The organism is Limnohabitans sp. MMS-10A-192 (assembly GCF_003063335.1).
Classification (GTDB): domain Bacteria; phylum Pseudomonadota; class Gammaproteobacteria; order Burkholderiales; family Burkholderiaceae_C; genus Limnohabitans_A.
The window spans coordinates 302170-327514 of sequence record NZ_NERX01000001.1 but is presented as its reverse complement, the minus strand read 5'-3'; the positions used below and the strand labels follow the sequence as shown (position 1 = coordinate 327514).

Genomic DNA, 25345 nt, shown 5'->3' with positions numbered 1-25345 from the left:
GGCGAAACCTACAATTGTAGGGAGGCTCAAAGGAACACTTGAGCACGGCGCCCTCATTTCCCGTCTGTGCGGGGTTTTCTGAAGGGCGAACCATTTTGCCGATCTCATTTTGCCAAGCATGTCTTCTTTGCGAACCGCTGCCCTGGGGCCTTGGGCTGAAGCCCACCCCGTTTTGAAAGCCCAAGCCACTTTGGCGCTGGACTTGCACGCCCCCGTGCGGGCGCAAGAGCAACTGCAAGCGCCCAGCCCCCTGCCTGGCCGCCCCGCCAAACCCGCGCTGCTGCCGCACACGCACATCAAGGCCAAATCGCTCACCACGCCTGAAGGCCGGGCGATCTTGCTGCATTCGATCACCCACATCGAGCTCAACGCCATCGATCTGGCGCTGGACGTGGTGTGGCGCTTTGCAGGCATGCCCGAAGCTTTTTACACCGACTGGGTCCGCATTGCCCAAGAAGAAGCCAAGCACTTCATGCTGCTTCGCAACCACCTGGTGGACATGGGCTACGACTACGGCGACTTCCCGGCCCACAACTCACTGTGGGACATGGCCGAGCGCACCCAAGGTGACTTGCTGGCCCGCATCGGCATCGTGCCGCGCACCATGGAAGCACGCGGGCTGGACGCGTCGCCAGGCGTGAAAAACAAACTGGTCAGCGCAGGCGACCATGCCGCTGGCAAGATCCTGGACATCATCCTGGAAGAAGAAATCGGCCATGTGGCCGCTGGCAACCGCTGGTACCGCCACCTGTGCGCGCAAAGGGGGCTGGACCCGGTCAGCACCTATGCCGCGCTGATCGCGCAATACGACGCGCCCAAACTGCGCCCGCCCTTCAACATGGCCGCACGGCGACTGGCGGGGTTTGAAGAAGCGGAATTGGCGGCGCTAAGCTGAACATCACCCACGCGGGTGGTGCTGCGCGTGCAGGCTCTTGAGCCGCTCCCGCGCCACATGGGTGTAGATGGTGGTGGTCGAGATGTCGGCATGCCCCAACAACATCTGCACAGCGCGCAAATCGGCCCCGTGGTTGAGCAAATGCGTGGCAAAGGCGTGGCGCAAGGTGTGTGGCGACAAGGGCGAGGTGATGCCCGCCTGGATGGCATAACGCTTGACCAGGTTCCAGAACATGACGCGCGACATGGCCGTGCCCGGCTTGGGGCCACTGGAAGTGATGAACAGATCTTCGGTCTGCCGCTGCCCCAACAAAGCAGGACGGGCTTGCCCCATGTAGCGCTGCAGCCATTGCTGCGCTTCCTGACCAAAAGGCACCAGGCGCTCTTTGCTGCCCTTGCCCATGATGCGCAGCACGCCTTCGTTCAGTGAGACATGCAAGGTCTTGAGCTGCACCAGCTCGCTCACCCGCAGACCACTGGCATACATCAGCTCCAGCATGGCCCGGTCACGGGCGCCCAGATCGGTGGCCACATCGGGCGCGCGGAGCAAAGCATCAACCTGGGCCTCGCCCAAGGTCTTGGGCACCCGCACAGCCTGCTTGGCCGCCAGCATGCGCAGCGTGGGGTCTTGTTGAACCAGGCGCTCGCGCAGGGCCCAGCGAAAGTAGCGTTTGAAGACCGTCAACCTGCGGTTGGCCGAAGTGGCCTTGCTGTGGGCATGACGGTCTGCAAAATAAGCCTGCAGATGATGCTCTTGTGCCAGGTCCAATGCCAGACCTTGATTGAGAAACAACCAGACGGCAAACAATTCCAGATCGCGGCGGTAGGCCGCCAAGGTGTTGGCGGCCAGTCCGTCCTCCAGCCAGAGAGCATCGGCAAAGCGGTCGATGGCCGACTGGCTGTCTGGGTGCATCAGTCCAGCTTGAGCTTTTGCTGGTCCACAACCTTTTTGTAAACCTCGAATTCGGCCTTGATCTGGACCGTGAATTCTTCAGGCGTGTTGGCCACCACCAAAGAGCCTGTGTCCTGGATGCGTTTGACCACGGCCGGGTCTTGCAGGGCTTTCTTCACGCCAGCGCTGACTTTGTCGACCACGTCCTTGGGCAAGCCTTTGGGGCCCAGGATGCCATAATAAGCCATGCGGTTGACGGGCTCAAGCCCCACTTCCTTGAAGGTGGGCACGTTGGGCAGCTGTGTCAAGCGCTGAGGCGCGGCCAGCACAATCGGCACCAATTTGCCTGACAAAATGAATGGCAATGCAGAAGGCAGGTTGTCAAAAATGATCGGCACCTGGCCTGCCACCGTGTCGTTCAGGGCCGGGCCTGCGCCGCGGTAAGGGATGTGGGTGATGAACACACCCGTCAGACTCTTCCACAATTCGGTCTGCAAGTGGCCAATGCCGCCCGTGCCCGAAGAGGAGTAGGAGTATTTGCCAGGATTCTTCTTCAACTCAGCCAGAAAGCCCTTGTAGTCCTTGGCCGGAAAACTTGGATGGACCGCGATCACATTGGGCGTGGCCGCAATGTTGATGATGGGGGTGAAATCCGTGAGCGGGTTGTATGGGATCTTGGCATTGATCGCTGGATTGGCTGCGGTGGTCGACACCGTCGCCATGCCCAGGGAATACCCATCTGGACTGGCTTTGGCGGTTTCATTGGCACCCACCACACCGCCGCCACCGGCTTTGTTTTCAACAATGACGCTTTGCCCCAAGGCCTTACCCAAAGGCTCAGAAATCACGCGGGCCACGATGTCCGTGGTGCCACCGGGGGCAAAAGGCACTTGCAGTTTCACAGGCCGATTGGGGTAAGCCTGGGCCCAAACCGAACCACTCACGACAGCCAAGGTGGCCACTGAAATCCAATTGCGACGCTTCATACAAAAAACTCCTCAAATGAACCTTGATCATAAGCACAAACAATGCCCCTGACGGCAAGGGGAAACCCATGTAAGCACAGCGCCTTCACCGAGGCGACAGGCCTGAACCGATCACGCGCAAAGCACGGTTATGCTCATGCAGTGAATTTCGCCCAACTGCTCTTTCCCGACTTCTCGCTCATCCTGTGCGGCTACCTGATTTGCCGCTACACGGCCTTGAACCGGTCCGTGTGGCAGTCGGTCGAAACGCTGGTGTATTTCTTCCTGTTTCCGGTCTTGCTGTTTCACTCGATCGTCAAAAGCCCGATCGACCTGAACACCGCCTCCAGCCTGATTGGCGCTGGCCTGAGCTTGGGCCTGTGCGCGATCGCCTTGTCCTACAGCCTGCCGCATTGGCCCTTTCTGGGCAAACGGCTCGACAAACGCGACCACGCCGCCAGCGCGCAGGTGGGGTTTCGCTTCAACTCCTTCATCGCCCTGGCGCTGGCCGAGCGCCTGGCGGGCCCCGAAGGCTTGCTGATGATCTCGATGCTGATTGGGGTTTGCGTGCCCCTGTTCAACATCGGCGCCGTCTGGCCCATGGCCCGGCATGCGAACAAGGGCTTCATGGGCGAGCTCATCCGCAACCCCCTGATCGTGGCCACAGGTGCGGGCTTGATCGCCAACCTGATGGGGTTTCGGATGCCCCAGTGGCTGGACCCGAGCATCGGGCGCATCGGCGCCTCGTCTTTGGCGTTGGGCTTGATGGCTGCAGGCGCAGGCATGCAACTGGGCACCCTGACGCGGGGCAAACTGCTGGGCCTGAGCGTGCTGTCGATCAAACACTTCTTTTTGCCCCTGATCGCGTTGGGCATGTCGCGGCTGTTTGAACTGAACCCGACCCAGACCACCGTCTTGCTGGCGTTCTCGGCCTTGCCCACGGCATCGACTTGCTATGTGCTGGCTGCCCGCATGGGCTACAACGGGCCTTATGTGGCGGGCCTGGTCACGCTGTCCACCTTGTCAGGCATGTGGAGCTTGCCCTTTGCGCTGGGCGTGCTGCGCTGACCCACAAGCATCTTGGGCCCACCCTCATCCCAAACCACGTCATACCGGACTTGATCCGGTATGCACCTTCCATGTCATGCCGGACTTGATCCGGCATCCACTTTTCATGTCATACCGGACTTGATCCGGCACCCGCTTTCCATGTCATACCGGTCTTGATCCGGTATCCACTTTCGTGGTGATTCCACGTGGACCCCGGATCAAGTCCGGGGTGACACGCCTTTAGTCCGGGTGGCGTGCCTCAAGTCCGGGGTGACATTTTTAAAGTCCGGGGTGACGTGCATCAGGTCCGGGGTGACATGACCTGAGCCCGAGTGGCTGATCGCAGGGACCAAGCCACCTGCTCTTGCACCACCGGGTCAGCATGCGCCGTGAGGGCTTGCAAGGCCTGTTGCAGGCTTTCTCGCTCTGGGGCCGTCAGCGCATCAGACGCCAAAGCATTGCCCGCCGCCAGCGCCAAATTACGCAGCCAGCGCGCGTGGCCAATGCGGCGGATCGCGCTGCCCTCGGTGCGGCGCAAGAACTCGGCCTCGCTCCAAGCCATGAGCTGAGCGATGCGCCCGGCTCCCAGGCCTTCACGCGGCTGCCAGTCGGGCAAGGGACTGACCTGCGCGAACTTGTTCCACGGGCAAGCCAACTGGCAATCGTCACAGCCGTAAATGCGGTTGCCGATCAAGGGGCGCAGCGCTTCATCGATCGGCCCCGCGTGCTCGATCGTCAAATACGAAATGCAGCGCCGGGCATCCAGCTTGTAGGGCCCCACGATGGCCTGGGTCGGGCACAGGTCCATGCAGGCGGTGCATTGGCCACAATGGCCGCTCACGGCTGCAGTCTCTGGCAAAGCAAAGTCCACGAACAGCTCACCCAGGAAAAACATCGAGCCCGCTTCCCGGTTCAGCACCAAGGTGTGCTTGCCACGCCAGCCCAGGCCACTGCGCGTGGCCAGCTCGGCTTCCAGCACCGGGGCCGAGTCGGTGAACACGCGGTGGCCAAACGGGCCAATGGCCTGGGCGATCCGCTCTTGCAGTTTTTGCAAACGGCTGCGCAAGACCTTGTGGTAGTCGCGCCCTCGGGCGTAGACCGACACCACCGCTTCGCCCGGCTGCAAGCTGCGGGCGGTTTCGCGGGCCACCCAGTCAGTGGGCGTTTCTTGCGGCAAATAATCCATGCGTGCGGTGATCACGCTCACGGTGCCCGGCACCAGCTCGGCAGGCCGTGCGCGCTTCATGCCGTGGCCCGCCATGTAGGCCATGCTGCCGTGAAATCCGGCATCGAGCCAGGCCTTTAATCCGGGCTCGGCTGTGGCCAAATCGACACCGGTCACGCCAATTTGGGACAATCCCAACTCACGCGCCCAGATTTGGATCTGGGACAGCCATTCACGAGGTTCGATCTGAGTACTTTGAGCAGTCACACGCCGATTGTAGAAAGCCCCGCCCACACCCCGTCCTTGCCCCCGGTATGGACAGGTTTGTGGGCCAATGAATCGGCCACCCAAAGCTTTGCCACCCACCTGGCCCAGGCCCTGCTAACTTGGTCCGGCGGGCGCGATGCGCGCATCGAGCTGCGCGGCAATCTGGGTGCAGGCAAAACCACGCTGGTGCGCCACCTGCTGCGTGCAGCCGGGGTGCAAGGCCGCATCAAAAGCCCGACCTATGCCGTGGTCGAGCCGCACCAGGCGGGCTTGGGAGAGAACGCCTGGCCGATCTGGCACTTTGACTTTTACCGCTTCAGCGATCCGCAAGAATGGGAAGACGCGGGCTTTCGCGACATCTTTGCCGGCCCCGGCCTCAAGCTCATGGAGTGGCCCGACAAGGTGGCAGGCCAGCTGCCGCCAGCTGATCTGGTGATCGCACTGCACGCGCTGGACGAAGACCAGCGCCAAGTCAGCATGGGCGCGCAGACCCCTGCGGGCCAACAATGGCTGAACGATTGGGTGGCCCGTGAACATGCGCGCTGACCGACGACGCCTGATCAAGGCCGGTTTCCTGGCGCTCAGCCTGGGCGCCTCGCACATGGTGCGCGGCGCCACCATGATGGCCGTGCGCATCTGGCCTGCGGCCGATTACACCCGGGTCACGCTCGAATCGGACAAACCCCTGCAGACCCGGCAGACCTTCATCGCCTCGCCGCCCCGCTTGGCGGTGGACATCGAAGGCATGGAACTCAACCCCGCCTTGCGCGAGCTGGTGGGCAAAGTGCAGGCGTCCGACCCCAACATCGCGGGCATCCGGGTCGGCCAGTTCAGCCCGAACGTGGTGCGGCTGGTGATCGATCTCAAGCGCCCCATCGCGCCGCAAGTGTTCACCCTGCCGCCGGTGGCGTCTTATGCCAACCGCTTGGTGCTGGACCTCTACCCGACGCAAGCCGTGGACCCGTTGGAGCAATTGATTCAGGAGCGCACCGCCACAGCCCCCACAACAGCCCCATTGCCAATGCCGGCCATGCCCAGCACGGACCCCCTGGGCGAGTTGATCGCCAAGCAAGGGCAAAAGCCTGCCTTGCCGACGCCATCTACACGGAGGCAGGATTTCGAGCCGGCGCCCACCGCCTCGATGGACCGCCCCGACCACCCGCCACGCCCCTCCGCCCCAACCGACCGGCTGATCGTGATCGCGATCGACCCTGGTCACGGCGGTGAAGACCCCGGCGCCATCGGCCCAGGCGGCACCCAGGAAAAAGACGTGGTGCTCAAGATCGCCAAAATGCTGCGCGACCGCATCAACACGGCCAGCGTGGGCGCAAGCCCCATGCGGGCCTACCTCACGCGCGATGCCGACTTCTTTGTGCCACTGCAAGTGCGGGTGCAAAAAGCCCGCCGCGTGCAAGCCGACCTGTTTGTGAGCATCCATGCCGATGCATTTTTCACACCCCAGGCCAGCGGTGCCAGCGTGTTTGCATTGAGCCAGGGCGCCGCCTCCAGCAGCGCAGCACGCTGGATGGCGCAAAAAGAAAACAAGGCCGACCTCATCGGTGGCCTCAACCTGGGTGCACAAGATGCGCAAGTCCAACATGCCCTGCTGGACATGAGCACCACCGCCCAGATCAAGGACAGCCTGCAACTGGGCCACCATTTGCTGCGTCAAATCGGTGGTGTGGGAAGGCTGCACAAACCCCGCGTGGAACAAGCTGGTTTTGCCGTGCTGAAAGCCCCCGACATCCCCAGCGTGCTGGTCGAGACCGCCTTCATCAGCAACCCCGAAGAAGAAGAAAAACTGCGCAGCGAAAGCTACCAGCAAAAACTCACCGACGCCCTGATGCGCGGCATCTTGCAATACTTTTCACGCAACCCGCCGCTGGCGCGCAACCGCAGCATTTAGCGCAGTCGCGGTCGACGGCCAGAACTCTTGCTCTGTCCGCAGGTCGGTGGATTGAGCCCCAACAAGTGCCCTGAGCAGCTGCTCTCATGTCGGACTTGAAGGTACCGACTTACAAGACCGCCTGCAGACTCGTCTCGACATCCCGCCCGAACTGATCCATCGCCGCAAGCGTCAAAGGATCGGTGGCCAAGTCTGCAGCGAATTCTGGCCGCACCGTCACAGCATGCGCGCCGCCGGCGATCAAACGCGACAACACATCGGCCGACTTGATGCTGGCGGCCAGCAGTTGCAGGCCATCGGCTTGCACGGCCACGCAGGCCCCGATCAATGCCCAAACATCACGCCCATCGGCTTGCAAGCGACCCACATAGGGCGCGACATAACTGGCCCCTTGCGCCCGCGCCCAGAGCAATTGCACAGGGTTGGACAAGCCCGTGAGCAAGGTGGGCACGCCCCAGGCTTGCACCTCGCGCAACACCGGCTGCCAGTCGGGGTGACACGGCAGCTTGATCGTCAGGCGCACACGGGCCTGCACCGCCGCAGGCAGCAGCACTTCAAGCCATTGCGCAGCCTCGCTCACATCGACGCGGGGCAGTTGCAGCATCAACTCGGGCAACCGCGCCTGGCCCGCCTGCGCCACCAACTTCAGATAGCCTGCCAGGCTGACCGGCAACCCAGCTTGCATGACCAGCGTGGGGTTGGTGGTCACGCCCTGCACCGGCGGGCAACCGGCAGGCAAGGCCCATTGGCGAGCGTCGGCGGAGTCGAGGTAGAACTTCATGCGGCGTCCTGCTTCAAAAAGATGTCTTTGTCCGGGAAAAACTGGCTGTGCAGCGGCAGCAAGGCCCCGCCCAAAGCGCGGGCGTGCGCGCCCACTTGACCTGCCAACAATTGCGGCTGGTGCATGCCGTCAAAACGGTAGCCCGCCAGCGCCTCTTGTGTGGCGGCCATCAGGGCGGTCATGAGCGGCGCGCCCAGCGAGCCGTCCATCACCACCGCATCCAGGTCGAGGAATGCGGCAGAACTGGCCACCGTCATCGCCAGTGCCTGGCTGGCCTGCGCGATCCACGGCGCGGTCAACTCGGCATAGTCAGCGTTCATGATGGCCGCTTCGTGCTTGAGCAAGGGGTTGTGCCCTGCCGCCAGCAAGGCTTGCTCCAGCTGCCAGCCCGAGGCTTTTTGCAGCAACTGGGGCGGCATGCCCGATCCAGCGGCGGCCAGACCGACGGGTAAGGAACCAATCGCCCCGGCATTGCCCCGCTCGCCGTTCATGATGTGGCCCGACAGCACCAGACCACCGCCAATGAAGGTACCGACAAACACATACAAAAAGCTGCGCACACTGCGACCATGGCCTTGCAGCAACTCGGCCACGCAGGCGGCGGTGGTGTCCTTGGCAAACACCACCGGCAAATCGGTCAGGCGCTGCACTTCGGCCGTCAGGTCGATGTGTTCCCAGCGGGCCAGGGCTGTCGCGGCTTGGCCCCCCATGATGTCGGCCCACTTGTGCAGCGACAAGGGGGCCGTCAAGCCCACGCCCACGGTGCGCTGCCACAAGTCGCCCATGCGTTCTTTCAGCGTGTGCAGGCCCTCGGCCATCGAGGCGAACAACTGGTCTGGATCAGGGTAGTCGTAATGCACCTCCAAGCGCTCGACCGGTTGACCGCAAAAGTCGGCCACCAGCAACTCCAAGTTGCGCCGCCCCACCTGAATGCCCACGCTGAACGCGCCTTGCGGGTTGAGCGACAGCGGCACCGAAGGCTGGCCGATTTTGCCGCGCACCCGGTCTTGTTTGAGCAGCAGACCGTCATCTAGCAAACGGCCCACGATGATGGCCACGGTTTGGGTGGACAGCTGGGTCAGGCGAGCCAAGTCGGCCTTGGGGATGGCCCCGTGGTGGCGGATGGCCTGCAGCACGATGCGCTCGTTGAACTGGCGCATGCCGACGTGGTTGGAACCACGCATGGCTGAATGAGAGGTGGCGCTGTTCATTGAAAACCTGAATGGCGTGGGTGACAAAGAGTTAAAGCAGGATCACGCCCTTGCAGAACAAGGCGTTGCCGTAGGCCGTGCCTTCACCGCTTTGCACGATCAGGCTGGCCCCTTTGATTTTCTCGTAAAAGGCGTAGCGCTCGACGGACTCGACCTGTTCGGCCTGAAAGCCCTCGGCCACGACCAGATCCACCACCGCTTGTTGCGCCGCCGTGCGGTGACCCTCGGCGCTGTGGCACACGCGCATGAAAGCGGCAGGCTGCGCCACGTCCACGGCCAACGGGTACACCGACAACACCGCTCGGCTCACCCGCTCCAGGCTGTGCCCGGGAATGCGCACCACCGGCTTGCCCTGGCTCAAAAAGTCGGCCGTGAAATTCGCGTCCACAACCGCCACCCATTCGCCATGGCCCATGGCGCACAGGTGCATCAGCAATTCGGGCGTCAGCAGCGGGTCGATGCCTTTCAGCATGTGGCGACCTCTTGAACTTCTGAAGAGCGCAGGCTGGCCGGGTCAATCGCGCCAGTGATCAGGCCCACGATTTCTTCGGGGCTGGTCTCGCGGGTCAGGCGGCTGCAAATGATGCGGCCTTGGCGGAACACCCAGATGCGGTCCACCAGGTCAAACACCTGGCGCAGGTTGTGGCTGATGATGATCAGCGGAATGCCCTGCTTCTTCAAACCCTTGATGATTTCTTCCACACGGGCCGTCTCTTGCACCCCCAAGGCGGCCGTGGGCTCGTCCAGGATGATGAGTTTTTTGGCAAAACCAGCGGCGCGGGCAATCGCCACACACTGGCGTTGGCCGCCCGACATGCCGCGCAAGCTCTCGGACATGTCCTGAATTTTCACGCCCGTGGTGGCCAGCATGGCCGCTGACTTTTCTCGCATCGCCTTGTGGTTCAGGATGGACAGCGGGCCCAGATTCAGGCGCGTGATCTCGCGTCCCAAAAAGATGTTGGCCGGCACATCCAGGTCTTCGGCCAGCGCCAGGGTTTGGTACACAGTCTCGATGCCCTGCTCGCGGGCATCCAGTGGCGAGTCAAAGTGGACCTTGCCACCGTCCAACAAAATGTCGCCCGAATTGGGCTGCTCGGCCCCGGTGATCAGGCGCACAAAAGTGCTTTTGCCCGCACCGTTGTCCCCCACGATGGCCGCGTGCTCGCCCGGCAGCAGGCGAAATTGCGCGTCGGTCAGCGCTTTCACGCCGCCGTAATGCTTGGTCAGTTTCTGGATTTCGAGAACAGCATGGGATGTAGACATGGCAATCACTTTCACGGGAATGGCCGCAAGCATCGTGGATTTGATGATTTATTGCATTAGTAAAACTACTAGGTTTACTTAGTCGACTTTTTCGATTCCAATCCGTTCGCGGTCAAGAAATGCGAAGCCATGACCGACCTCACCCTCAACAACGGAGATAAAAACCATGATCACCAAACGCGCATTCGGCCACCTGGCCATCGCTGCAGCAGCGGCCACCCTGTTCACCTCGGCCATGGCCGCTGACGTGACCGTGGCCTACATCACCAACGGCAACACCAACGAAGGCTGGACGCTGATCAACGGCGGTGCCAAGAAAGCCGGTCAGGCCAAGGGCGTGAAGTTCATCGAGTTGGCCGCGGACAAAGGCGAGTTGTCCCGTCAACTGGCCATCGTGGAAGACATGATCACCCGCAAAGTCAATGCGATTGCCATCGCGCCCGTGGACTCGGCGGGCATCGCCCCCGCCATCAACAAGGCATTGGCCGCTGGCATCGCCGTGGTGGCGGTGGACACCGGCATCACCGGCGCCAAGATCACTTCTTACGTGGCCACCGACAACATCAAGGCCGCCAATGTGCAGGGCAAATGGGCTGCTGAGCAGATCAAAGACGGCGACACCGTGATTTACGTGACCGGCGACCAAGGCCAGTCGACTGGCCAAGAGCGCAAAAAAGGTTTCGTGGACGCTTTGAATGCGGGCCGCAAGAACATCAAGATCGTTGAAGTGGCCACCACTTGGGACCAGACCATGGCCCAAAACGGTGTGGAAGCCGCTTTGCGCGCCAACCCTGGTGCCAAGGTGATCGCTTGCGCCTGGGACGGCGGCGCTTTGGGTGCCAAGGCCGCTTTGATGGCCGCTGGCAAGAAGCCAGGCGACATCAAGATCGCGGGCTTTGACGGCTCCCCCGGCGGTCTGGACATGATGAAGCAAGGCTGGCAACAAGCCAACGCCGCGCAAATGCTCGCCAAGATCGGCCAAGTGGGCGTGGAAACCGCGATCGCTGCCGCACAAGGCAAAAAAGTCGAAGCCCGCATCGACACCGGCTCCTTCTTGGTGCTGCCCGCCAACGTGGACAAGTTTGCCGCCGACTCCGGCGTGGGCCAATTCATGAAAGTCAAGGCCAAGTGAACGTCTGCTGACCACCCACCGTCATCGCGAGGAACGCAGTGACGTGGCGATCCACTCACTGGATGGCCACGCTGCGCTCGCAATGACGGCCATTGAAGCTGACGCTGACAGTCATTGCCATAAGCGATGCCTGATCGCACGGCCCAAAACACCTGCCTGCAGGCAACTGACCACCACGGGGTGGTCGTTGATGAATCGAGAAAACTCATGAAATCCATCACCCGCCAAGAGTGGTACGGCGCACTGGTTGCAGTGCTGGTTTTGGGCGTTTTGCTCACCTTCGCCTCGCCCTACTTTTTGACCACCGGCAACCTGTCCAACATCTTGGTGCAGGCCTCGGTGATCGCCTTGCTCGCGGGTGGACAAACCTTTGTGATTTTGACGGGGGGTGTGGATTTGGCCGTGGGTGCCCTCACGGCACTGGCCGGTGCGGTCGCCGGTCACATGATGATCAAAATGGGCGTCGACCCTTACCTGGCCATGGCGGCGGCGCTGGCCATCGGTGCGGCGGTGGGCCTGTTCAACGGCTACCTGGTCGCCTTTGTCGGCATTCCAGCCTTCATCGTCACGCTGGGTGGCTTGACGCTGTGGCGCGGCCTGGCCTTTGACCTGACGGGCGGCTTTGACAACGCCGGCCTGCCCGACCCCCTGCCCTTCATTGGTTATGGCAACGTACTGGGCGTGCCCATGCCCACACTGATCACTGGCGTCTTTTTTGTGGTCATGGCCTTCATCTTGTCGAGCACCAAAATCGGCCGCTACGTGTACGCCATGGGCTCCAACGAAATGGGTGCCCGCCAAGTGGGCATCAACATCCGCTGGTACAAGCTGGGCGTGTATGTGATCTCGGGTCTGTGCTGTGCCTTGGCGGCCGTTGTGCTGATGGCCCGCATGGACTCGTCGAGCGGCAAGATGGCGCAAATGTTTGAGCTGGACGCGATCGCGGCCGTGATTTTGGGTGGTACCTCGTTGTTTGGCGGGCGCGGCAGCATCTGGGGCAGTTTGCTGGGCGCGGTGCTGATCACCATGATCCGCAACGGCATGAACCTGATGGAAGTCTCGCAATTCAAACAAATGATGGCAATTGGCGCGGTGGTGATCATCGCGGTCTGGATCGACGTGGTCCGCCGCAAGCACCTGCTCAAGAAGTGAATCCCCTCCCCTGATTTCCGACATGACCACTTCCATTTTTGTGTTGGGCGAAGCCCTGATGGACTGCATCGCGCAGCCCGATGGGCAACTGCGCCCCCTCATGGGCGGCAGCCCCTACAACCTGGCCCGCGCTGCCGCCTTGCGTGGCGCACCGGTCACTTACTTGAACCCGCTGTCCACCGACAACTTTGGCCAGCAACTGCGTGCGCAGCTGCAAGCCGATGGCGTGCAGCTGCTGGCCCAACCTTCGCGCCATCCCACCTCACTGGCCGTGGTGCAGGTCAAAGACGGCCAGCCGAGCTACGGTTTTTACCGTGAAGGCATCGCCGACCGCGACTACAGCGTGGAGAGCGTACTGGCCCAGCTCAAAAACACCGCGCCCGGCATCCTGCACACCGGCTCACTGGCCTTGGTGCCCCCCGAGCACGAGAAAGTGCTGGCCATCGTGCAAGGGGCCAAAGCCCTGGGCTGGACCGTGAGCGTGGACATCAACCTGCGCCCCAAACTGGCTGCCGACCTGGACGCCTATGTGGCTGCCGTGCGCTCGGTCATGGCGCTGGCCGACTGGGTCAAGGCCAGCGACGAAGACCTGGAAACACTGGGTTTTGAAGGCGTCAAACTGGCCGATTCAGCGCGCCTCGTCGATGAGTTGCGCGCAAATGCCACGCCCGGTGCTTTGAGCCGCATTGCGCTCACCTTCGGTGGTGATGGGGCGTATCTGGACATCGACGGCCAGCACCACAGTCTGCCCGTGCCCCACATCACCGTGGCCGACACCGTGGGCGCAGGCGACACCTTCTGGGGCAACACCTTGGCCGACTGGGCCTTGCAGACCAACGGCGCTGCACAGCGCGTGGCGGCCACCTTGGAACTGTCCATGAAAGCGGCAGCCATCAACTGCACCCGCCAAGGCTGCCAGCCGCCGACAAGGGCTGAGGTTCTGTCGTTTTAAAAGCCCCCAGGCATGTCACACCGGGCGAAGACCCGGGTACACGATGGCGAGACCGATGGATCCCACACCCCGTGAGCAATGACAAGCTGCAAGGCCGTCCGATGCAAAACCCTAAGCACTTTAAGGTGATGGCCGAGAGCGACAGCGCTCAATTCACCGCGTGAGAGTCACACGTTGGTCGGCGCATGACCGCCAATTGACTGGCATAAGTGCAGGCGGGCAGCAGCGCACAGATGGTTGCAGGCAATTGTCAGGAAAATGCACCAGGACGTGGTCCTCAACGCTTTGAGATGTGGTCAAACCGCCTTCGTTGATTCGCGAACAACCAAGGTCGTGGGCAGCAAATCCGATTCAGGTTTTTCACCGGCCATGATGCGCAGCAGGCAATCCACCAGATGGGCGCCTGCTAAGTCCAGCGGTTGACGCACAGTGGTCAGCGGTGGAAAGCTGTGGGCCGCTGGCTCCACATCGTCGTAACCCACAACACTCACATCTTGAGGCACGCTGTAACCGCGCTCACGCAACACGCCCAAGGCACTGATGGCGATCAGGTCACTGGCCGCTACGATGGCATCAAAATTCAAGCCATGCCGGTCGAGGTGCACCCGCAACGCCTCTTGCGCACCCAACGGTGCAAATGACGAAGGGATGTACAGGGCCGGATCGGTTTTCAGACCCGCCTTGCGCAAGGCCTTTTGGTAACCGGCGTGGCGTTTTTCTGGTTCGGGCAGAGACTTCTCGCCCATGAAGGCAATCCGCTTACGACCCAAGCCCAACAAATGCTCGGTGGCCAACTGCCCACCACTGGCGTTGTCACCACCCACACTGCAATACAACTGATTGGGTAACTGCGCGCCCCAGGCCACAAACGGCAAGCGCTGACGCGCCAGTTCATTGAGCTGATCGTGGTGACCCCACTGACCAATGACGATGATGCCGCCTACACGACCGGAGTCGTAAAGCGCAGAAATCCGCTCCAGGTGATCGGCATCGACACGCGACAACAGCATGTCGTATTGGCGGTCCGTCAGGGCATCTGCCAGGCTACCAAGCATGCCCAGAAAGAATGGATCCGAGATGCTTTGCCGGTTAGCGGGGTAATAAGGAATCACCACACCGATGGTGGTGTTATCGCCCTTGCGCAGATTTTGGGCGCCCAAGTTGATCGTGTAGTTGAGTGAACGCGCCAGCTCAATGATGCGCAAACGGGTTTCTTCGTTGATCAGCGCGCTGCCATTGAGGGCTCTTGAAACTGTCGCAGTCGACACCCCTGCAAGGCGAGCAATGTCCGCCATTTGTATCTTGCGCTTTTCAGGTTCTGCCTTGGCCATTCACTTTCTCTCTGAGTTAAACCAATGTTAATTCAAAAAAACGCCCCCACCCGTGAGGGAGGAGGCTTCGAAGTTTCCTTGGAAGAAACGTACTCAATAACTTGTCTGGACGAACTCAATTCACAAACTGCTCTGAGCCCACGATCCCCAGTTTGGTCAGGCCAATGCGCTGGGCGCTGGCCATCACGGCCGCAGCCGCTTCGTATTTCGCCTTCGCATGCGAGCGGATGTGCAGCTCCGGCTGCGGCTGCTGAGCAGACGCCTCCGTCAGCTTGGCCTCCAGCTCCGCGCGGCTGACCGCCTTGCCGTTCCAGTTGATCACACTGTTGGCATCCACATCGATCTTCACCACCACCGGATCGGCCTTCTTGGGCGCGTTGGTGGGCAGCGGCATGTCCAAGTTCACCGAGTGCAGCTGCGCCGGGATCGTGATGATCAGCATGATCAAGAGCACCAGCATCACGTCAATCAGTGGCGTGGTATTCATGTCGATCATGACTTCTGGCTCGTCGCTCGAACTTGTTCCTACGTTCATTCCCATGCTCTGCTCCTTCAGTTGCTGGGCTCGGTGATGAAGCCGACTTTGGTGATGCCTGCGCGTTGCACCGCGTACATCACGCGGCCCACCGACTCGAAATCACTTTGGCCATCGCCTCGGATCTGCACCTCGGGCTGAGGCTTCATGACCGAGAACTTCTTCATGCGCTCGAGCAAGTCCGTGCTGTTCTTGACCTTGGTGTCGTACAGGTAAATACCGCCTGCACGGTCAACCGAGATGATCACGTTCTCGGGCTTTGTCTCGCGCACCACGTTCTTTTCTTTGGGCAAGTCCACCTTGATGGAGGTGGTCACCACGGGGATCGTGATCAAAAAGATGATCAAGAGCACCAACATCACGTCCACCAAGGGCGTGGTGTTGATGGTGCCGATGATCTCGTCATCGGCTTCGCCTACGTTCATGGCCATGTTGGCTCCTCCTGTGATCGGTCAGTGCGGTGCATTGCAGCCGCCCCCACCGAAGGGATTTACTTCTTGGCCGAGCCCAGCAGCACTGCGTGCAGGTCAGAGCCAAAGGCGTTGACTTGTTCCATCACGGCCTTGTTGCGGCGCACCAGCCAGTTGTAGCCCAACACGGCAGGCACGGCCACAGCCAGACCGATGGCGGTCATGATCAGGGCTTCACCCACGGGGCCAGCGACCTTGTCGATCGAGGCTTGACCGGACATGCCGATCTTGACCAGCGCGTGGTAGATGCCCCAGACGGTACCGAACAGACCCACGAAAGGTGCGGTCGAGCCCACAGTAGCCAGCACCGCCAGGCCGTCTTGCATGCGGCTTTGCACGTTACCAATGGCACGCTGGATGCTCATGGTGACCCACTCGTTGAAGTCGACTGCGGCCATCAAACCGGTGTGCTTGGAAGCGCCTTCCAAGCCTTTTTCTGCGATGAAGCGGAAGGCCGAGCCCTCTTCCAGAGTGTCTTTGCCCTGGGCCACAGTGCTGGCAGTCCAGAAAGACTCTTGCGCAGCCTTGGCTTGCTTGTTGAGTTTGGACTGCTCAGCGAACTTGGTGAAGATCACGTACCAAGAGCCCATGCTCATGAGCACCAAGATCAACAAAGTGCCTTTGGCCACGCCATCGCCTTGGCTCCACAGCGCGGACAAGCCGTAAGGGTTTTCTTCTTCAGCGGCTTGGGCTGCAGGAGCAGCGGGTGCAGCCACTGGGGCTGGTGCAGCTTCAGCTGGTGCCGCTGCAGGAGAGGGTGCAGCAGCAGCGGGTGCAGCTTCTTTGGGCTTGGCTGCCAACACGGTGCCAGTAGACAAGAGAGCTGCTAACAGGCCAGCGCAGACGATGAGGGTTTTGAATGGTTTGAACATGATGAGGGTCTCCTCTGGGTTCTTTAAAAACGGTTAACTGTGAATGGGGATCTGAGCGGCCGGATCATTCCAGGCGCCAGGTGTACTTCATGGTGGCCCAGCCTTGCTCAGGCTTGCCGTCCACTGTGGCGGGTTTGAACGCGCAACGCGACAAACCAGCACGGGCTGCTTCATCCAGGCGCTTGTAGCCCGAGGACTTTTCGATCTCGGCTTGAATCACCTTGCCATCTGTGCCCACCAAGAAGCGCAGGCTGACGGTGCCCTCTTCCTCCAAGCGGCGTGAGGCGCTGGGGTACTCGGGTTTCTCGCAATTGGCCGAGTTGACCACAGCAGCCGTTCTGACTGGATCTTTCGCAACCACAGGGGCTGGCGGCGCAGGTGGTGCAACAGGTTGGGGCGTTGCCGACACGGCGGCGATCGCATTGGCCGCTGGCGATGTGTTGGAAACGGGCACATCCACCGGGGGCACATAGGCCGGAGGGGGGGGCAAGTTTTTTGGCGGTGGCGGTGGAGGTGGTGGCGGAATATCGGGCTTTGCGTCTTCGAGCAAAACAGCTTCCACAGGCCCTTGGATCTTTTTGACAAAAGCGCGGGCCAAGCCCGAACTGATGGCCCAAAAGAGCAAAAGGTGCAACACCACCACCAGCCCCAGCCCAATCAGGTGCTTGGTCGGCTTTCGTTGCCGGCTGGCGTAATCGTCCATACAAATAACTTTCAAATTGCTGCTGGAAAGAAAAATTTGAACAACCTGTCAAATTGGTTTATTCTTCGGAAATGTTAACGTTAACATTGCGATGTTACCAAGCTTCCATTGTGTTGAAACTGGTGAAAACCCTAGTGGTTGTACGAACAGTTCTGCACTGATTCAATAGATACAGGTTGACCTCTACAGGAGAAGAGATGTTGAGTTCAAGTGATACGAAAATTAAGAACAAAGTGATGATCCACGCCTTGCATTGGAGTGGTCGGCTGCTGGCCGCAGGGCTACTTTTCCTAGCAAGTTCGATTCAAGCGCAAGCCGCATCTCAACAAGTATTGCGGCCCGAACTGCAACAGCAATTTAGATTGGCTCAGGAGACTTTTGCTGCAAAGCAGTATCAACATGCATTGGGTATTGCAAATGAGATCTTGGGTAATACAACGCTTACAGATTACGAAAGATTGGTTGGCCTTCGAGTTCGTGCTGCGATAGCAACAGAGATGAAAGATTGGAATCTGGCGATCGAGAGTCTTGAGGCTGCTGTAAGCAGCAATGCAGTGGATGAACTCCAAAGATTGGCGCTGCTGGAGTCTTTGTTGAGTACGCTTCAGAGGAAAAATGATGCCCCGCGTATAGTCAAATGGTCGAAGGTCTACTTGGCATCGGGTGGATCCAAACCAACAGTTAGGCTCTTGTTGATTGAGTCATTGCTGTTGCAGTCTGAATACCAACAAGTCGTTGATGAGATGCAAAAATTCACAATCTCTGACACCAAGAGACAAAGTAAGGCATCAGAGGGCGAGTTGAGGTCACTCGCTATCGCCTATAAAAACTTAAAAGATGATGGCGGCTATTCGAGAACGATCAAAAAACTGCTCGAACTTTATCCTTCGAAGATTTACTTAAAAGAATCAATCGCAAATATTGCGAATCAAGCTGGCTTCAGTAGCAGATGGTCGTTAGATTTGTACCGTTTGCTGGATCATGTAGATGGGTTGGATGATGAAGAAAGTTTTATCGAAATGATCAATCTCGCGTTGAAGGCGGGTCTACCAATTGAGGCTCAACGTATTGCACACAAAGCATTTGTCAAAGGTGTACTTGGTCGCGGTGCGGAGATCAACAAGCACGTTCAATTACGTGATGAGGTTACAAAAAGCGTTCAGGCGGATGAGAAATTGAATGATCAGACTCTGAAGCTTCCGTTGACGTTGAATTCTTTGCTGTCTATGGCTGAAGTCCACTTTTCAAAACAGGAGTGGAATTCGGCTCATGAGGCGTATACAAAGGCGTTGACCATTGGGGCTGTTCGTCGTGAAAACGAAGTGAGGTTGCATGATGGAATTGCCTTATTAAAAATTGGCTTGAGGGAACAGGCACTACAACAATTTGACAGAATAAAGGGAGATGAGACTGCAGAAGAAATTGCCTATTTGTGGCGCCAATTGATCGCTAACTAACTGGTGTCAGACACCGGCTGGTCTACTGTGATGGCAAAGGCCAAGGAAGAGGTGTATTCGCAGTCTTGACCTGCCCCCTCCGCGCCTTACCAAATCGATGTAAATTAGTCTGCTTCGGCCGCAGGCAAGACCCCCAAAGTCGTTTCTATCCCCCGTGCCTGGCAGATCGCGTCCAGCGTGGCCAGTGCCGTTGCCTCGGCGGCCATCACGGTGAGCAGCATCAAATCGGGCGCAGCCGTTTCGCAGCAGGTGGCCAGGGCAAACAGGGTGTCGCCGTCCAGTGTGGTGTGCGCCGGGCGGATGGTGCGGGCCAGGCCGTCGTGGGCGCTGATGGCCAGGCGCTGGGCTTGCGCTTTGCTCAAAGTGGCGTTGGTGGCGACCACGCCGATGGTGGTGTTGGTGCCAGGCATCGGGCGGGTGCTGCGTTCGCCGCGCAGCAAGGCCGCTTGGGTGTCCAGCAGGCTTTGGCCGTCTGCGGTGCGGGCACCTGCGATGACCTGGCCGGTGGCCGGGTCCAGCACATCGCCAATGGCATTGCAGGCCACCAGTGCGCCGACCACCCAGGGGCCCACGCGGACGCTGGCGTTGCCGATGCCGCCTTTCATGGCGCGGTTCAGGCCAAACAGTTTGCCCACACAAGCGCCCGCGCCTGCGCCCACATTGCCAGCGGCAGGCATGTGGCTGGAGGCGGCCTGGCAGGCGGCATAACCGGCGTCGGCATCGGGACGGATATTGGCTTGGTCGCCTGGTCGCACCACGGGCAGGTCGAACAGCACCGCTGCCGGCACGATGGGCACACGGCCATAGCCGGTCTCAAAGCCGATGCCGTGCTCATCGAGCCAGCGCATCACGCCGCTGGCCGCGTCCAGCCCGAAGGCGCTGCCGCCACTGAGCAGCACGGCATGCACCCGTTCAACCAGGTTGGACGGGTCGAGCAAATCGGTCTCGCGGGTACCGGGGGCTGCGCCGCGCACATCCACTGCGGCCACGGCCCCCTCGGGGGCCAGCACAACAGAGCAGCCGGTTGGTCGCTGGCTGTGGGTGAAGTGGCCGACTTGCAGGCCCGGCACATCCACGATGGAGCCGGTGGCGGTGTTTACAATCTTTGGCGATGTCATGTCGAACTCGTGTTGTCGGCGGTTATTCATCTTAGGCGAGAGCGTGTCATTATTCATTCTCAGACGACTGATCAGCTTTGCACTGACCCTGGTGGCCACCTCGGTCATCGTGTTTGCCGTGCTGGAGCTGCTGCCAGGCAATGCGGCGCAAGTCATTTTGGGCGAGACCGCCACCGCCGAATCGATTGCCGCGATGGAAGAAAAGCTGGGCCTGGACCAGCCCGCCCCTTTGCGCTACGCCCGCTGGATGGGCGGCTTGCTGCAGGGGCAAACTGGCATGAGCATCTCTTATGACACCCCCACGGCAGAACTGATGGCCGAGCGCATGCAGGTCACCTTGCCCTTGGCCGTGATGGCCATGGCGCTCACGGTGGCCGTGGCGCTGGCGGTGGGCATTTATGCGGCCTCTCAACAAAACAAGGCGGGCGATGTGGGCGTGATGACGCTCAGCCAGCTGGGCTTGGCCATTCCGAATTTCTGGTTGGCGATCTTGCTGATCTTGCTGTTTGCGGTGCACCTGCAGTGGGTCAGCGCGGGCGGTTTCCCGGGCTGGACCGAGGACAGCGGCGGCGGTGTATGGCAGGCCATGACGGCATTGCTGCTGCCCGCCATGGCCTTGGCGGCGGTGCAAACGGCCATCCTCACGCGGGTGACGCGCTCGGCGGTGCTGGACACCCTGCGCGAAGACTTTGTGCGCACGGCGCGTGCCAAGGGTTTGTCGCGGCGTCAGGTCTTGTGGGGCCATGTGCTGCGCAACGCCATGATCCCGGTGCTGACGGTGATGGGCTTGCAGTTTGGCAACCTGATCACCAGCGCCATCGTGATTGAAAACGTGTTTGTGTTGCCGGGCATCGGGCGTTTGATTTTTCAGGCGATCGCCAACCGCGATTTGATCGTGGTGCGCGATGTGGTGATGCTTTTGTCGGCCTTGGTGATCCTGATCAACTTCGCCATCGACGTGTTGTACGCGTGGATCGATCCGCGGCTGAAGGTGGCCCATGCTTGAGCAAGGCTTTTGGCAACGCGCTTGGCGGCACCCCAGCTTTGTGGTAGGCGGGTGCATGGTGGGCTTGTTGGTGGCAAGTGCCTTGCTGTCGCTGCTGTGGTCGCCTTACCCGGTGGGCGACATCGACATCCCGAACAAGCTGGCCTTGCCCAGTGCCGCGCATTGGCTGGGCACCGACAGCTTGGGCCGCGACATCGCTTCGCTCTTGCTGGTGGGCAGTCAGAACTCATTGTTGGTGGGTTTCATCGCGGTGGGCATCGGCTTGGGCGCGGGCGTGCCCCTGGGCTTGCTGGCTGCAGCCCGGCGCGGTTGGGTGGATGAGCTGGTCATGCGGGCGGCAGACTTCACATTTGCCTTTCCGGCCTTGCTCTCGGCCATCATGCTGACCGCGATTTATGGGCCGGGGCTGGTGGTCAGCATTGTGGCGATTGGCATTTTCAACATTCCGGTGTTCGCACGCATCACGCGGGGGGCGGCGCAGGCGGTGTGGTCGCGGGACTTCACCTTGGCCGCGCACGCGGCTGGCAAGGGGCCTTGGCGCATCACCTTCGACCATGTCTTGCCCAACATCGCGAGTGTGCTGATCGTGCAGGCCACGATTCAATTTGCCATTGCGATTTTGGCCGAGGCCGCTTTGTCTTATTTGGGCTTGGGCACGCAGCCGCCACAAGCGAGCTGGGGCCGTATGCTCAACGAGGCGCAATCGCAAATGTTCCAGGCGCCCCTGTTGGCGGTGTACCCGGGTGTGGCCATCGCGCTGGCGGTGCTGGGCCTGAACCTGATGGGCGACGGCTTGCGCGATGTGCTCGACCCCCGCCTGGCGCGGCAAAGGTGAATGCGATGACACCGCCTTTGTTGCAAGTGAACGATTTGCGTGTGGGCTTGCCCACGGCGCGGGGCTGGGCGCAGGCTTTGCGTGGGGTGTCGTTCAGCATGGCCAAGGGCCAAACGCTGGGCCTGATTGGCGAGAGCGGTTGTGGCAAATCGCTCACCGCGCTGGCCTTGATGGGCTTGTTGCCTGAGCGCGCCCAGGTCAGCGGTTCCATGCGCCTGAATGGCACCGAGCTGGTGGGCATGGCCGAGTCGCAGCTGTGCCAGTTGCGCGGCGCCCGCATGGCCATGATTTTTCAGGAGCCGATGACGGCACTCAACCCGCTGCACCCGATCTGGCAACAAATCGCCGAGCCCTTGCGCCTGCACCAAAGCATGGGCGCAGCCCAAGCCAAAGCCCGTGCGCTGGCGCTGCTGGAGCGCGTGCAACTGCCCCGCGCCCGTGAGCGGCTCGATGCCTACCCGCACCAGTTGTCGGGCGGGCAGCGTCAGCGGGTGATGATTTCCATCGCGCTGGCGTGCAGCCCTGACTTGCTGATCGCCGACGAGCCGACCACCGCGCTGGATGTGACGGTGCAAAAAGAAGTGCTGGCGCTGATTCAGCAATTGGTGCGTGAAGACGGCATGGGTTTGCTGCTGATCAGCCACGACCTGGGCTTGATGCGAGACCAGGTGGACCGGGTGATGGTCATGTACGGTGGTTCGGTGGTTGAGAGCGCGGCCACGCCCGAGTTGTTTGCGCAAAGAGGGCACCCTTACACACGAGGCCTGTTCGCAGCGCGGCCACGCCTGGGCCTGGCACGCGGCACCCGCTTGACCACCATCGCAGGCAGCGTGCCCGATCTGGTGGATCTGCCCGCAGGGTGCGCGTTTGCGGACCGCTGCCCGGATGCCGTCGAGGCCTGCCGCAGCCATGCGCCTGAGGTGTTGACCATTGCGCCGCAGCTGCCCAGCGACACCGCGCACCAGGTCCGCTGCCCACGTTGGAGTTTGTCATGAGCACCGCTTCGCCATTGCTCGAAGTGCGGCATCTGGGCAAGCGCTTTGATTTGCCTCGGACCCGGCTTTGGGGCCCTTCAGCGCATTTGCAGGCCTTGTCTGAAGTGAGCTTCAAGCTGGAGGCCGGGAAAAGCCTGGGCGTGGTGGGGGAGTCGGGTTCCGGCAAATCCACTTTGGCGCGCTTGGTGATGGCGCTGGATCGGCCCAGCGCAGGTCAGGTGTTGCTCAAGGGTGTCGATCTGCACCAACTTGGCAAGGCCGAACTGCAATGGGCTCGGCGCGATTTTCAGATGGTGTTCCAGGACCCATATGGTTCTTTGGACCCGCGCCAGACCGTGGCGCGCATCGTGGCCGAGCCGCTGGAGTCCTTGCCGGTCAATGCGGCAGGCCAGCGCCTGAGCCGCGCCGAGCGCCGGGAGCGGTCGGCGCAGGCCTTGAGCGAGGTGGGACTCAGAACGGCGGATCTGGACAAATACCCGCATGAATTTTCCGGCGGGCAGCGTCAACGCATCGCCATTGCCCGCGCCTTGATCACCCGCCCGGCCTTGATCGTGGCCGATGAGCCGGTGAGTGCGCTGGATGTCTCGGTGCAGGCGCAGGTCTTGAACCTGATGATGGACCTGCAAGAGCGCTATGGCCTGAGCTATCTTTTTGTCAGCCACGACTTGGCAGTGGTCAATCTGATGTGTGACGATGTGCTGGTGTTGCAATCCGGCCACGTGGTGGAGCATGCCTCGGCAGAACAAATATTTAAACGGCCCGAACACCCCTACACTCGGGCCTTGTTATCGGCGGTGCCCGGTCATGGGAGCCGCCCCATTGAGGAGCCAATATGAAACGTGATTTATCCATTTCCCGCCGTTGGCTGGGAGCTTGTTCAGTCGCCCTGTTGGCCTCGGCCAGCTTGGCCTTCACGCCCGCCTTGTCGCAGGCGCAAACCCGCAAAGACACCGTGGTGCTGGGCATGATTTTGGAGCCCACCAGCTTGGACCCGACCATGGCCCCGGCTGCGGCCATTGGCGAGATCGTGCACTACAACATTTTCGAAGGCCTGACCAAGATCAACGTGGACGGCTCGGTCTCGCCCCTGCTGGCCGAGAGCTGGAAAATGGACGCCGACGGCAAAGCCTTCACCTTCAAGCTGCGCAAGGGCGTGAAGTTCTCCGATGGCTCGGCTTTCGATGCTGAAGCTGTGAAGTTCAGCTTTGAGCGCGCCAAAGCCGAAAAGAGCACCAACAAGGCCAAGGGCGCGGTGTTCAACAACATCAGCCACATCTCGACGCCCGACGCCCACACCGTGGTGCTGGTGCTGAACAACCCGGATGGCAACTTTTTGTTCCGTATGGGCGAGAACACCGCTGTCATCTTGCACCCCAGCAGCGCAGCCAATGCGGCCACCAAGCCGGTGGGCACAGGCCCTTACAAACTCGACAGCTGGGCCAAGGGTTCGGCAGTGACTTTGTCCAAATCAGACGCTTACCGCGATCCTGCAGCGATCAAGATCAAGAAGGTCACTTTCCGCTTCATCAACGATTCGGCCGCGCAAGTGGCGGCCATGCTGGCGGGTGACATCGATGGCATGCCGCGCTTTCAGTCGCCCCAGAGCTTGAAGCAGTTCCAGGCCGACAAACGCTTTGTCGTCGAAGTCGGCAGCACGGCCGGCAAAGGCATCATGACCATCAACAACCGCAAGAAGCCGTTTGACGATGTGCGCGTGCGCCGTGCCTTGTCGCACGCGATCGACAAGAAAGCTTTCATTGACGGCGTGTTTGAAGGCCTGGCCAAGCCGATCGGCAGCCACATGGCACCCACCGATGCCGGTTATGTGGAGTTGAGTGGCCAGTACGCCTTCGACCCCGAAAAAGCCAAAGCCTTGCTCAAAGAAGCCGGTGTGCAGACGCCGCTGAACGTGACCTTGACTTTGCCCCCACCGCCTTATGCCCGCAAGGGCGGCGAGATCCTGGCGGCACAGTTGGCCAAAGTGGGCATCGTGGCCAAGATCGAAAACGTGGAATGGGCCCAGTGGTTGGGCGGCACTTTCAAAGGCAACTTTGACCTGACGGTGATCAACCATGTGGAGCCGCTCGATTACATGAACTACGCCAACCCCAGCTACTACTGGGGTTACGACAGCAAGGCTTTCCGTGACCTGGCGGCCAAGCATTCCGAAGCCTCCGGCAAAGAACGCAGCAAACTGTTTGGCGACATGCAGCGCCAGATCGCGAACGATGCGGTCAATGTGTTTTTGTTCAACGCGTCCAACACCGCGGTGTACCGCAAAGGCCTCAAGGGCCTGTGGTCGAGCTCGCCCATCTTTGCCAACGACATGTCGGCCGTTTCTTGGCAATAATTTTGCCGCCCGCCCGAAAGCGGCTGAAAATGCCGCTATAATT

At 60.7% G+C, this 25345-nt stretch carries 26 protein-coding genes; 13 read left to right on the top strand and 13 right to left on the bottom strand.

Annotated elements, in window-relative coordinates; genetic code table 11:
• The first annotated feature begins 118 nt into the window (after window positions 1-118).
• Entirely contained in the window at window positions 119-895 is a 777-nt protein-coding gene (locus B9Z43_RS01695) for a ferritin-like domain-containing protein (protein ID WP_108322422.1), read from the top strand.
• A gap of 3 nt (window positions 896-898) precedes the next feature.
• Here B9Z43_RS01695 and xerD read toward each other — a convergent pair whose 3' ends face one another.
• On the bottom strand, window positions 899-1807 hold the full coding sequence (gene xerD / locus B9Z43_RS01690) for a site-specific tyrosine recombinase XerD (RefSeq protein ID WP_108322421.1): 909 nt from the start codon (window positions 1805-1807) through the stop codon (window positions 899-901).
• Window positions 1807-2772 (bottom strand): tripartite tricarboxylate transporter substrate binding protein BugE, encoded by a 966-nt coding sequence (locus B9Z43_RS01685; protein ID WP_108322420.1) that lies wholly within the window; start codon window positions 2770-2772, stop codon window positions 1807-1809. Before B9Z43_RS01685 ends, xerD begins: the two co-directional genes overlap by 1 nt.
• Window positions 2773-2913: 141 nt before the next feature.
• Here B9Z43_RS01685 and B9Z43_RS01680 point away from each other — a divergent pair, with 141 nt between their 5' ends.
• Window positions 2914-3819 carry an AEC family transporter gene (locus tag B9Z43_RS01680; RefSeq protein WP_108322419.1) on the top strand — a complete coding sequence of 302 codons (906 nt, stop codon included), beginning with the start codon at window positions 2914-2916 and terminating at the stop codon, window positions 3817-3819.
• A 283-nt stretch (window positions 3820-4102) separates the two neighbouring features.
• Here the strand turns inward: B9Z43_RS01680 and queG are convergent, their stop codons facing one another.
• Entirely contained in the window at window positions 4103-5185 is a 1083-nt protein-coding gene (queG, locus tag B9Z43_RS01675) for a tRNA epoxyqueuosine(34) reductase QueG (RefSeq protein WP_108323108.1), read from the bottom strand.
• Window positions 5186-5269: 84 nt separating this feature from the next.
• Between queG and tsaE the strand changes: the two genes are divergently transcribed.
• The gene (tsaE, locus tag B9Z43_RS01670) at window positions 5270-5779 is read left to right on the top strand and encodes a tRNA (adenosine(37)-N6)-threonylcarbamoyltransferase complex ATPase subunit type 1 TsaE (protein ID WP_199222231.1); all 510 of its coding nucleotides are present in this window, start codon (window positions 5270-5272) and stop codon (window positions 5777-5779) included.
• A complete protein-coding gene (locus B9Z43_RS01665; protein WP_108322417.1) occupies window positions 5769-7139 on the top strand; it encodes an N-acetylmuramoyl-L-alanine amidase in 1371 nt (456 codons plus the stop codon). The genes tsaE and B9Z43_RS01665 overlap by 11 nt, the downstream gene beginning before the upstream one ends.
• Window positions 7140-7248: 109 nt before the next feature.
• Here the strand turns inward: B9Z43_RS01665 and B9Z43_RS01660 are convergent, their stop codons facing one another.
• Genes B9Z43_RS01660 through B9Z43_RS01645 form a run of 4 tightly spaced genes read right to left on the bottom strand, consistent with a single transcriptional unit; the run spans window position 7249 to window position 10394 of the window.
• Complete coding sequence (locus tag B9Z43_RS01660) at window positions 7249-7920, bottom strand: transaldolase family protein (protein WP_108322416.1); 672 nt, start codon at window positions 7918-7920, stop codon at window positions 7249-7251.
• A complete protein-coding gene (locus B9Z43_RS01655) occupies window positions 7917-9104 on the bottom strand; it encodes an ROK family protein (RefSeq protein ID WP_233253942.1) in 1188 nt (395 codons plus the stop codon). Before B9Z43_RS01655 ends, B9Z43_RS01660 begins: the two co-directional genes overlap by 4 nt.
• Window positions 9105-9162: 58 nt before the next feature.
• Entirely contained in the window at window positions 9163-9603 is a 441-nt protein-coding gene (locus B9Z43_RS01650) for an RbsD/FucU family protein (RefSeq protein WP_108322414.1), read from the bottom strand.
• Window positions 9597-10394, bottom strand: coding sequence for an ATP-binding cassette domain-containing protein (locus B9Z43_RS01645; protein WP_233249990.1), 798 nt, complete (start codon window positions 10392-10394; stop codon window positions 9597-9599). The genes B9Z43_RS01650 and B9Z43_RS01645 overlap by 7 nt, the downstream gene beginning before the upstream one ends.
• 166 nt (window positions 10395-10560) lie before the next feature.
• Between B9Z43_RS01645 and B9Z43_RS01640 the strand changes: the two genes are divergently transcribed.
• The 3 genes from B9Z43_RS01640 to B9Z43_RS01630 all read left to right on the top strand — a co-directional run bounded on the left by B9Z43_RS01640 (window position 10561) and on the right by B9Z43_RS01630 (window position 13630).
• A complete protein-coding gene (locus B9Z43_RS01640; protein ID WP_108322413.1) occupies window positions 10561-11526 on the top strand; it encodes a sugar ABC transporter substrate-binding protein in 966 nt (321 codons plus the stop codon).
• Window positions 11527-11733: 207 nt separating this feature from the next.
• Window positions 11734-12678, top strand: a complete 945-nt coding sequence (locus B9Z43_RS01635) for an ABC transporter permease (RefSeq protein WP_158270049.1) — start codon at window positions 11734-11736, stop codon at window positions 12676-12678.
• A 22-nt stretch (window positions 12679-12700) separates the two neighbouring features.
• Window positions 12701-13630 carry a PfkB family carbohydrate kinase gene (locus B9Z43_RS01630; protein ID WP_108322411.1) on the top strand — a complete coding sequence of 310 codons (930 nt, stop codon included), beginning with the start codon at window positions 12701-12703 and terminating at the stop codon, window positions 13628-13630.
• Between the two features lie 296 nt (window positions 13631-13926).
• Here the strand turns inward: B9Z43_RS01630 and B9Z43_RS01625 are convergent, their stop codons facing one another.
• From B9Z43_RS01625 to B9Z43_RS01605, 5 genes are all read right to left on the bottom strand, one after another.
• Window positions 13927-14961: a LacI family DNA-binding transcriptional regulator gene (locus B9Z43_RS01625; RefSeq protein ID WP_233249989.1), complete on the bottom strand. Its 1035-nt coding sequence runs from the start codon at window positions 14959-14961 to the stop codon at window positions 13927-13929.
• Window positions 14962-15076: 115 nt separating this feature from the next.
• On the bottom strand, window positions 15077-15502 hold the full coding sequence (locus B9Z43_RS01620; RefSeq protein ID WP_108322410.1) for a biopolymer transporter ExbD: 426 nt from the start codon (window positions 15500-15502) through the stop codon (window positions 15077-15079).
• A gap of 11 nt (window positions 15503-15513) precedes the next feature.
• Window positions 15514-15927: a biopolymer transporter ExbD gene (locus B9Z43_RS01615; protein ID WP_108322409.1), complete on the bottom strand. Its 414-nt coding sequence runs from the start codon at window positions 15925-15927 to the stop codon at window positions 15514-15516.
• A gap of 59 nt (window positions 15928-15986) precedes the next feature.
• Window positions 15987-16838, bottom strand: a complete 852-nt coding sequence (locus B9Z43_RS01610) for a MotA/TolQ/ExbB proton channel family protein (protein WP_108322408.1) — start codon at window positions 16836-16838, stop codon at window positions 15987-15989.
• 64 nt (window positions 16839-16902) lie between these two features.
• The gene (locus tag B9Z43_RS01605; RefSeq protein ID WP_108322407.1) at window positions 16903-17541 is read right to left on the bottom strand and encodes an energy transducer TonB; all 639 of its coding nucleotides are present in this window, start codon (window positions 17539-17541) and stop codon (window positions 16903-16905) included.
• Window positions 17542-17738: 197 nt separating this feature from the next.
• Here B9Z43_RS01605 and B9Z43_RS01600 point away from each other — a divergent pair, with 197 nt between their 5' ends.
• Window positions 17739-18998, top strand: coding sequence for a hypothetical protein (locus tag B9Z43_RS01600; protein WP_108322406.1), 1260 nt, complete (start codon window positions 17739-17741; stop codon window positions 18996-18998).
• A 104-nt stretch (window positions 18999-19102) separates the two neighbouring features.
• Here the strand turns inward: B9Z43_RS01600 and B9Z43_RS01595 are convergent, their stop codons facing one another.
• Window positions 19103-20116, bottom strand: coding sequence for a P1 family peptidase (locus tag B9Z43_RS01595; protein ID WP_108323092.1), 1014 nt, complete (start codon window positions 20114-20116; stop codon window positions 19103-19105).
• Window positions 20117-20159: 43 nt separating this feature from the next.
• On the opposite strand from B9Z43_RS01595, the gene B9Z43_RS01590 reads away from it, so the two are divergent.
• From B9Z43_RS01590 to B9Z43_RS01570, 5 genes are read left to right on the top strand one after another with little or no spacing between them, the layout of a single operon-like run.
• Window positions 20160-21122 (top strand): ABC transporter permease, encoded by a 963-nt coding sequence (locus B9Z43_RS01590; protein WP_108322405.1) that lies wholly within the window; start codon window positions 20160-20162, stop codon window positions 21120-21122.
• The gene (locus tag B9Z43_RS01585; protein ID WP_108322404.1) at window positions 21115-21957 is read left to right on the top strand and encodes an ABC transporter permease; all 843 of its coding nucleotides are present in this window, start codon (window positions 21115-21117) and stop codon (window positions 21955-21957) included. Before B9Z43_RS01590 ends, B9Z43_RS01585 begins: the two co-directional genes overlap by 8 nt.
• Window positions 21958-21962: 5 nt before the next feature.
• A complete protein-coding gene (locus B9Z43_RS01580; RefSeq protein WP_108323087.1) occupies window positions 21963-22952 on the top strand; it encodes an ABC transporter ATP-binding protein in 990 nt (329 codons plus the stop codon).
• Window positions 22949-23788, top strand: coding sequence for an ATP-binding cassette domain-containing protein (locus tag B9Z43_RS01575; RefSeq protein ID WP_108322403.1), 840 nt, complete (start codon window positions 22949-22951; stop codon window positions 23786-23788). The genes B9Z43_RS01580 and B9Z43_RS01575 overlap by 4 nt, the downstream gene beginning before the upstream one ends.
• A complete protein-coding gene (locus B9Z43_RS01570) occupies window positions 23785-25302 on the top strand; it encodes an ABC transporter substrate-binding protein (RefSeq protein ID WP_108322402.1) in 1518 nt (505 codons plus the stop codon). The genes B9Z43_RS01575 and B9Z43_RS01570 overlap by 4 nt, the downstream gene beginning before the upstream one ends.
• Window positions 25303-25345: the final 43 nt, after the last annotated feature.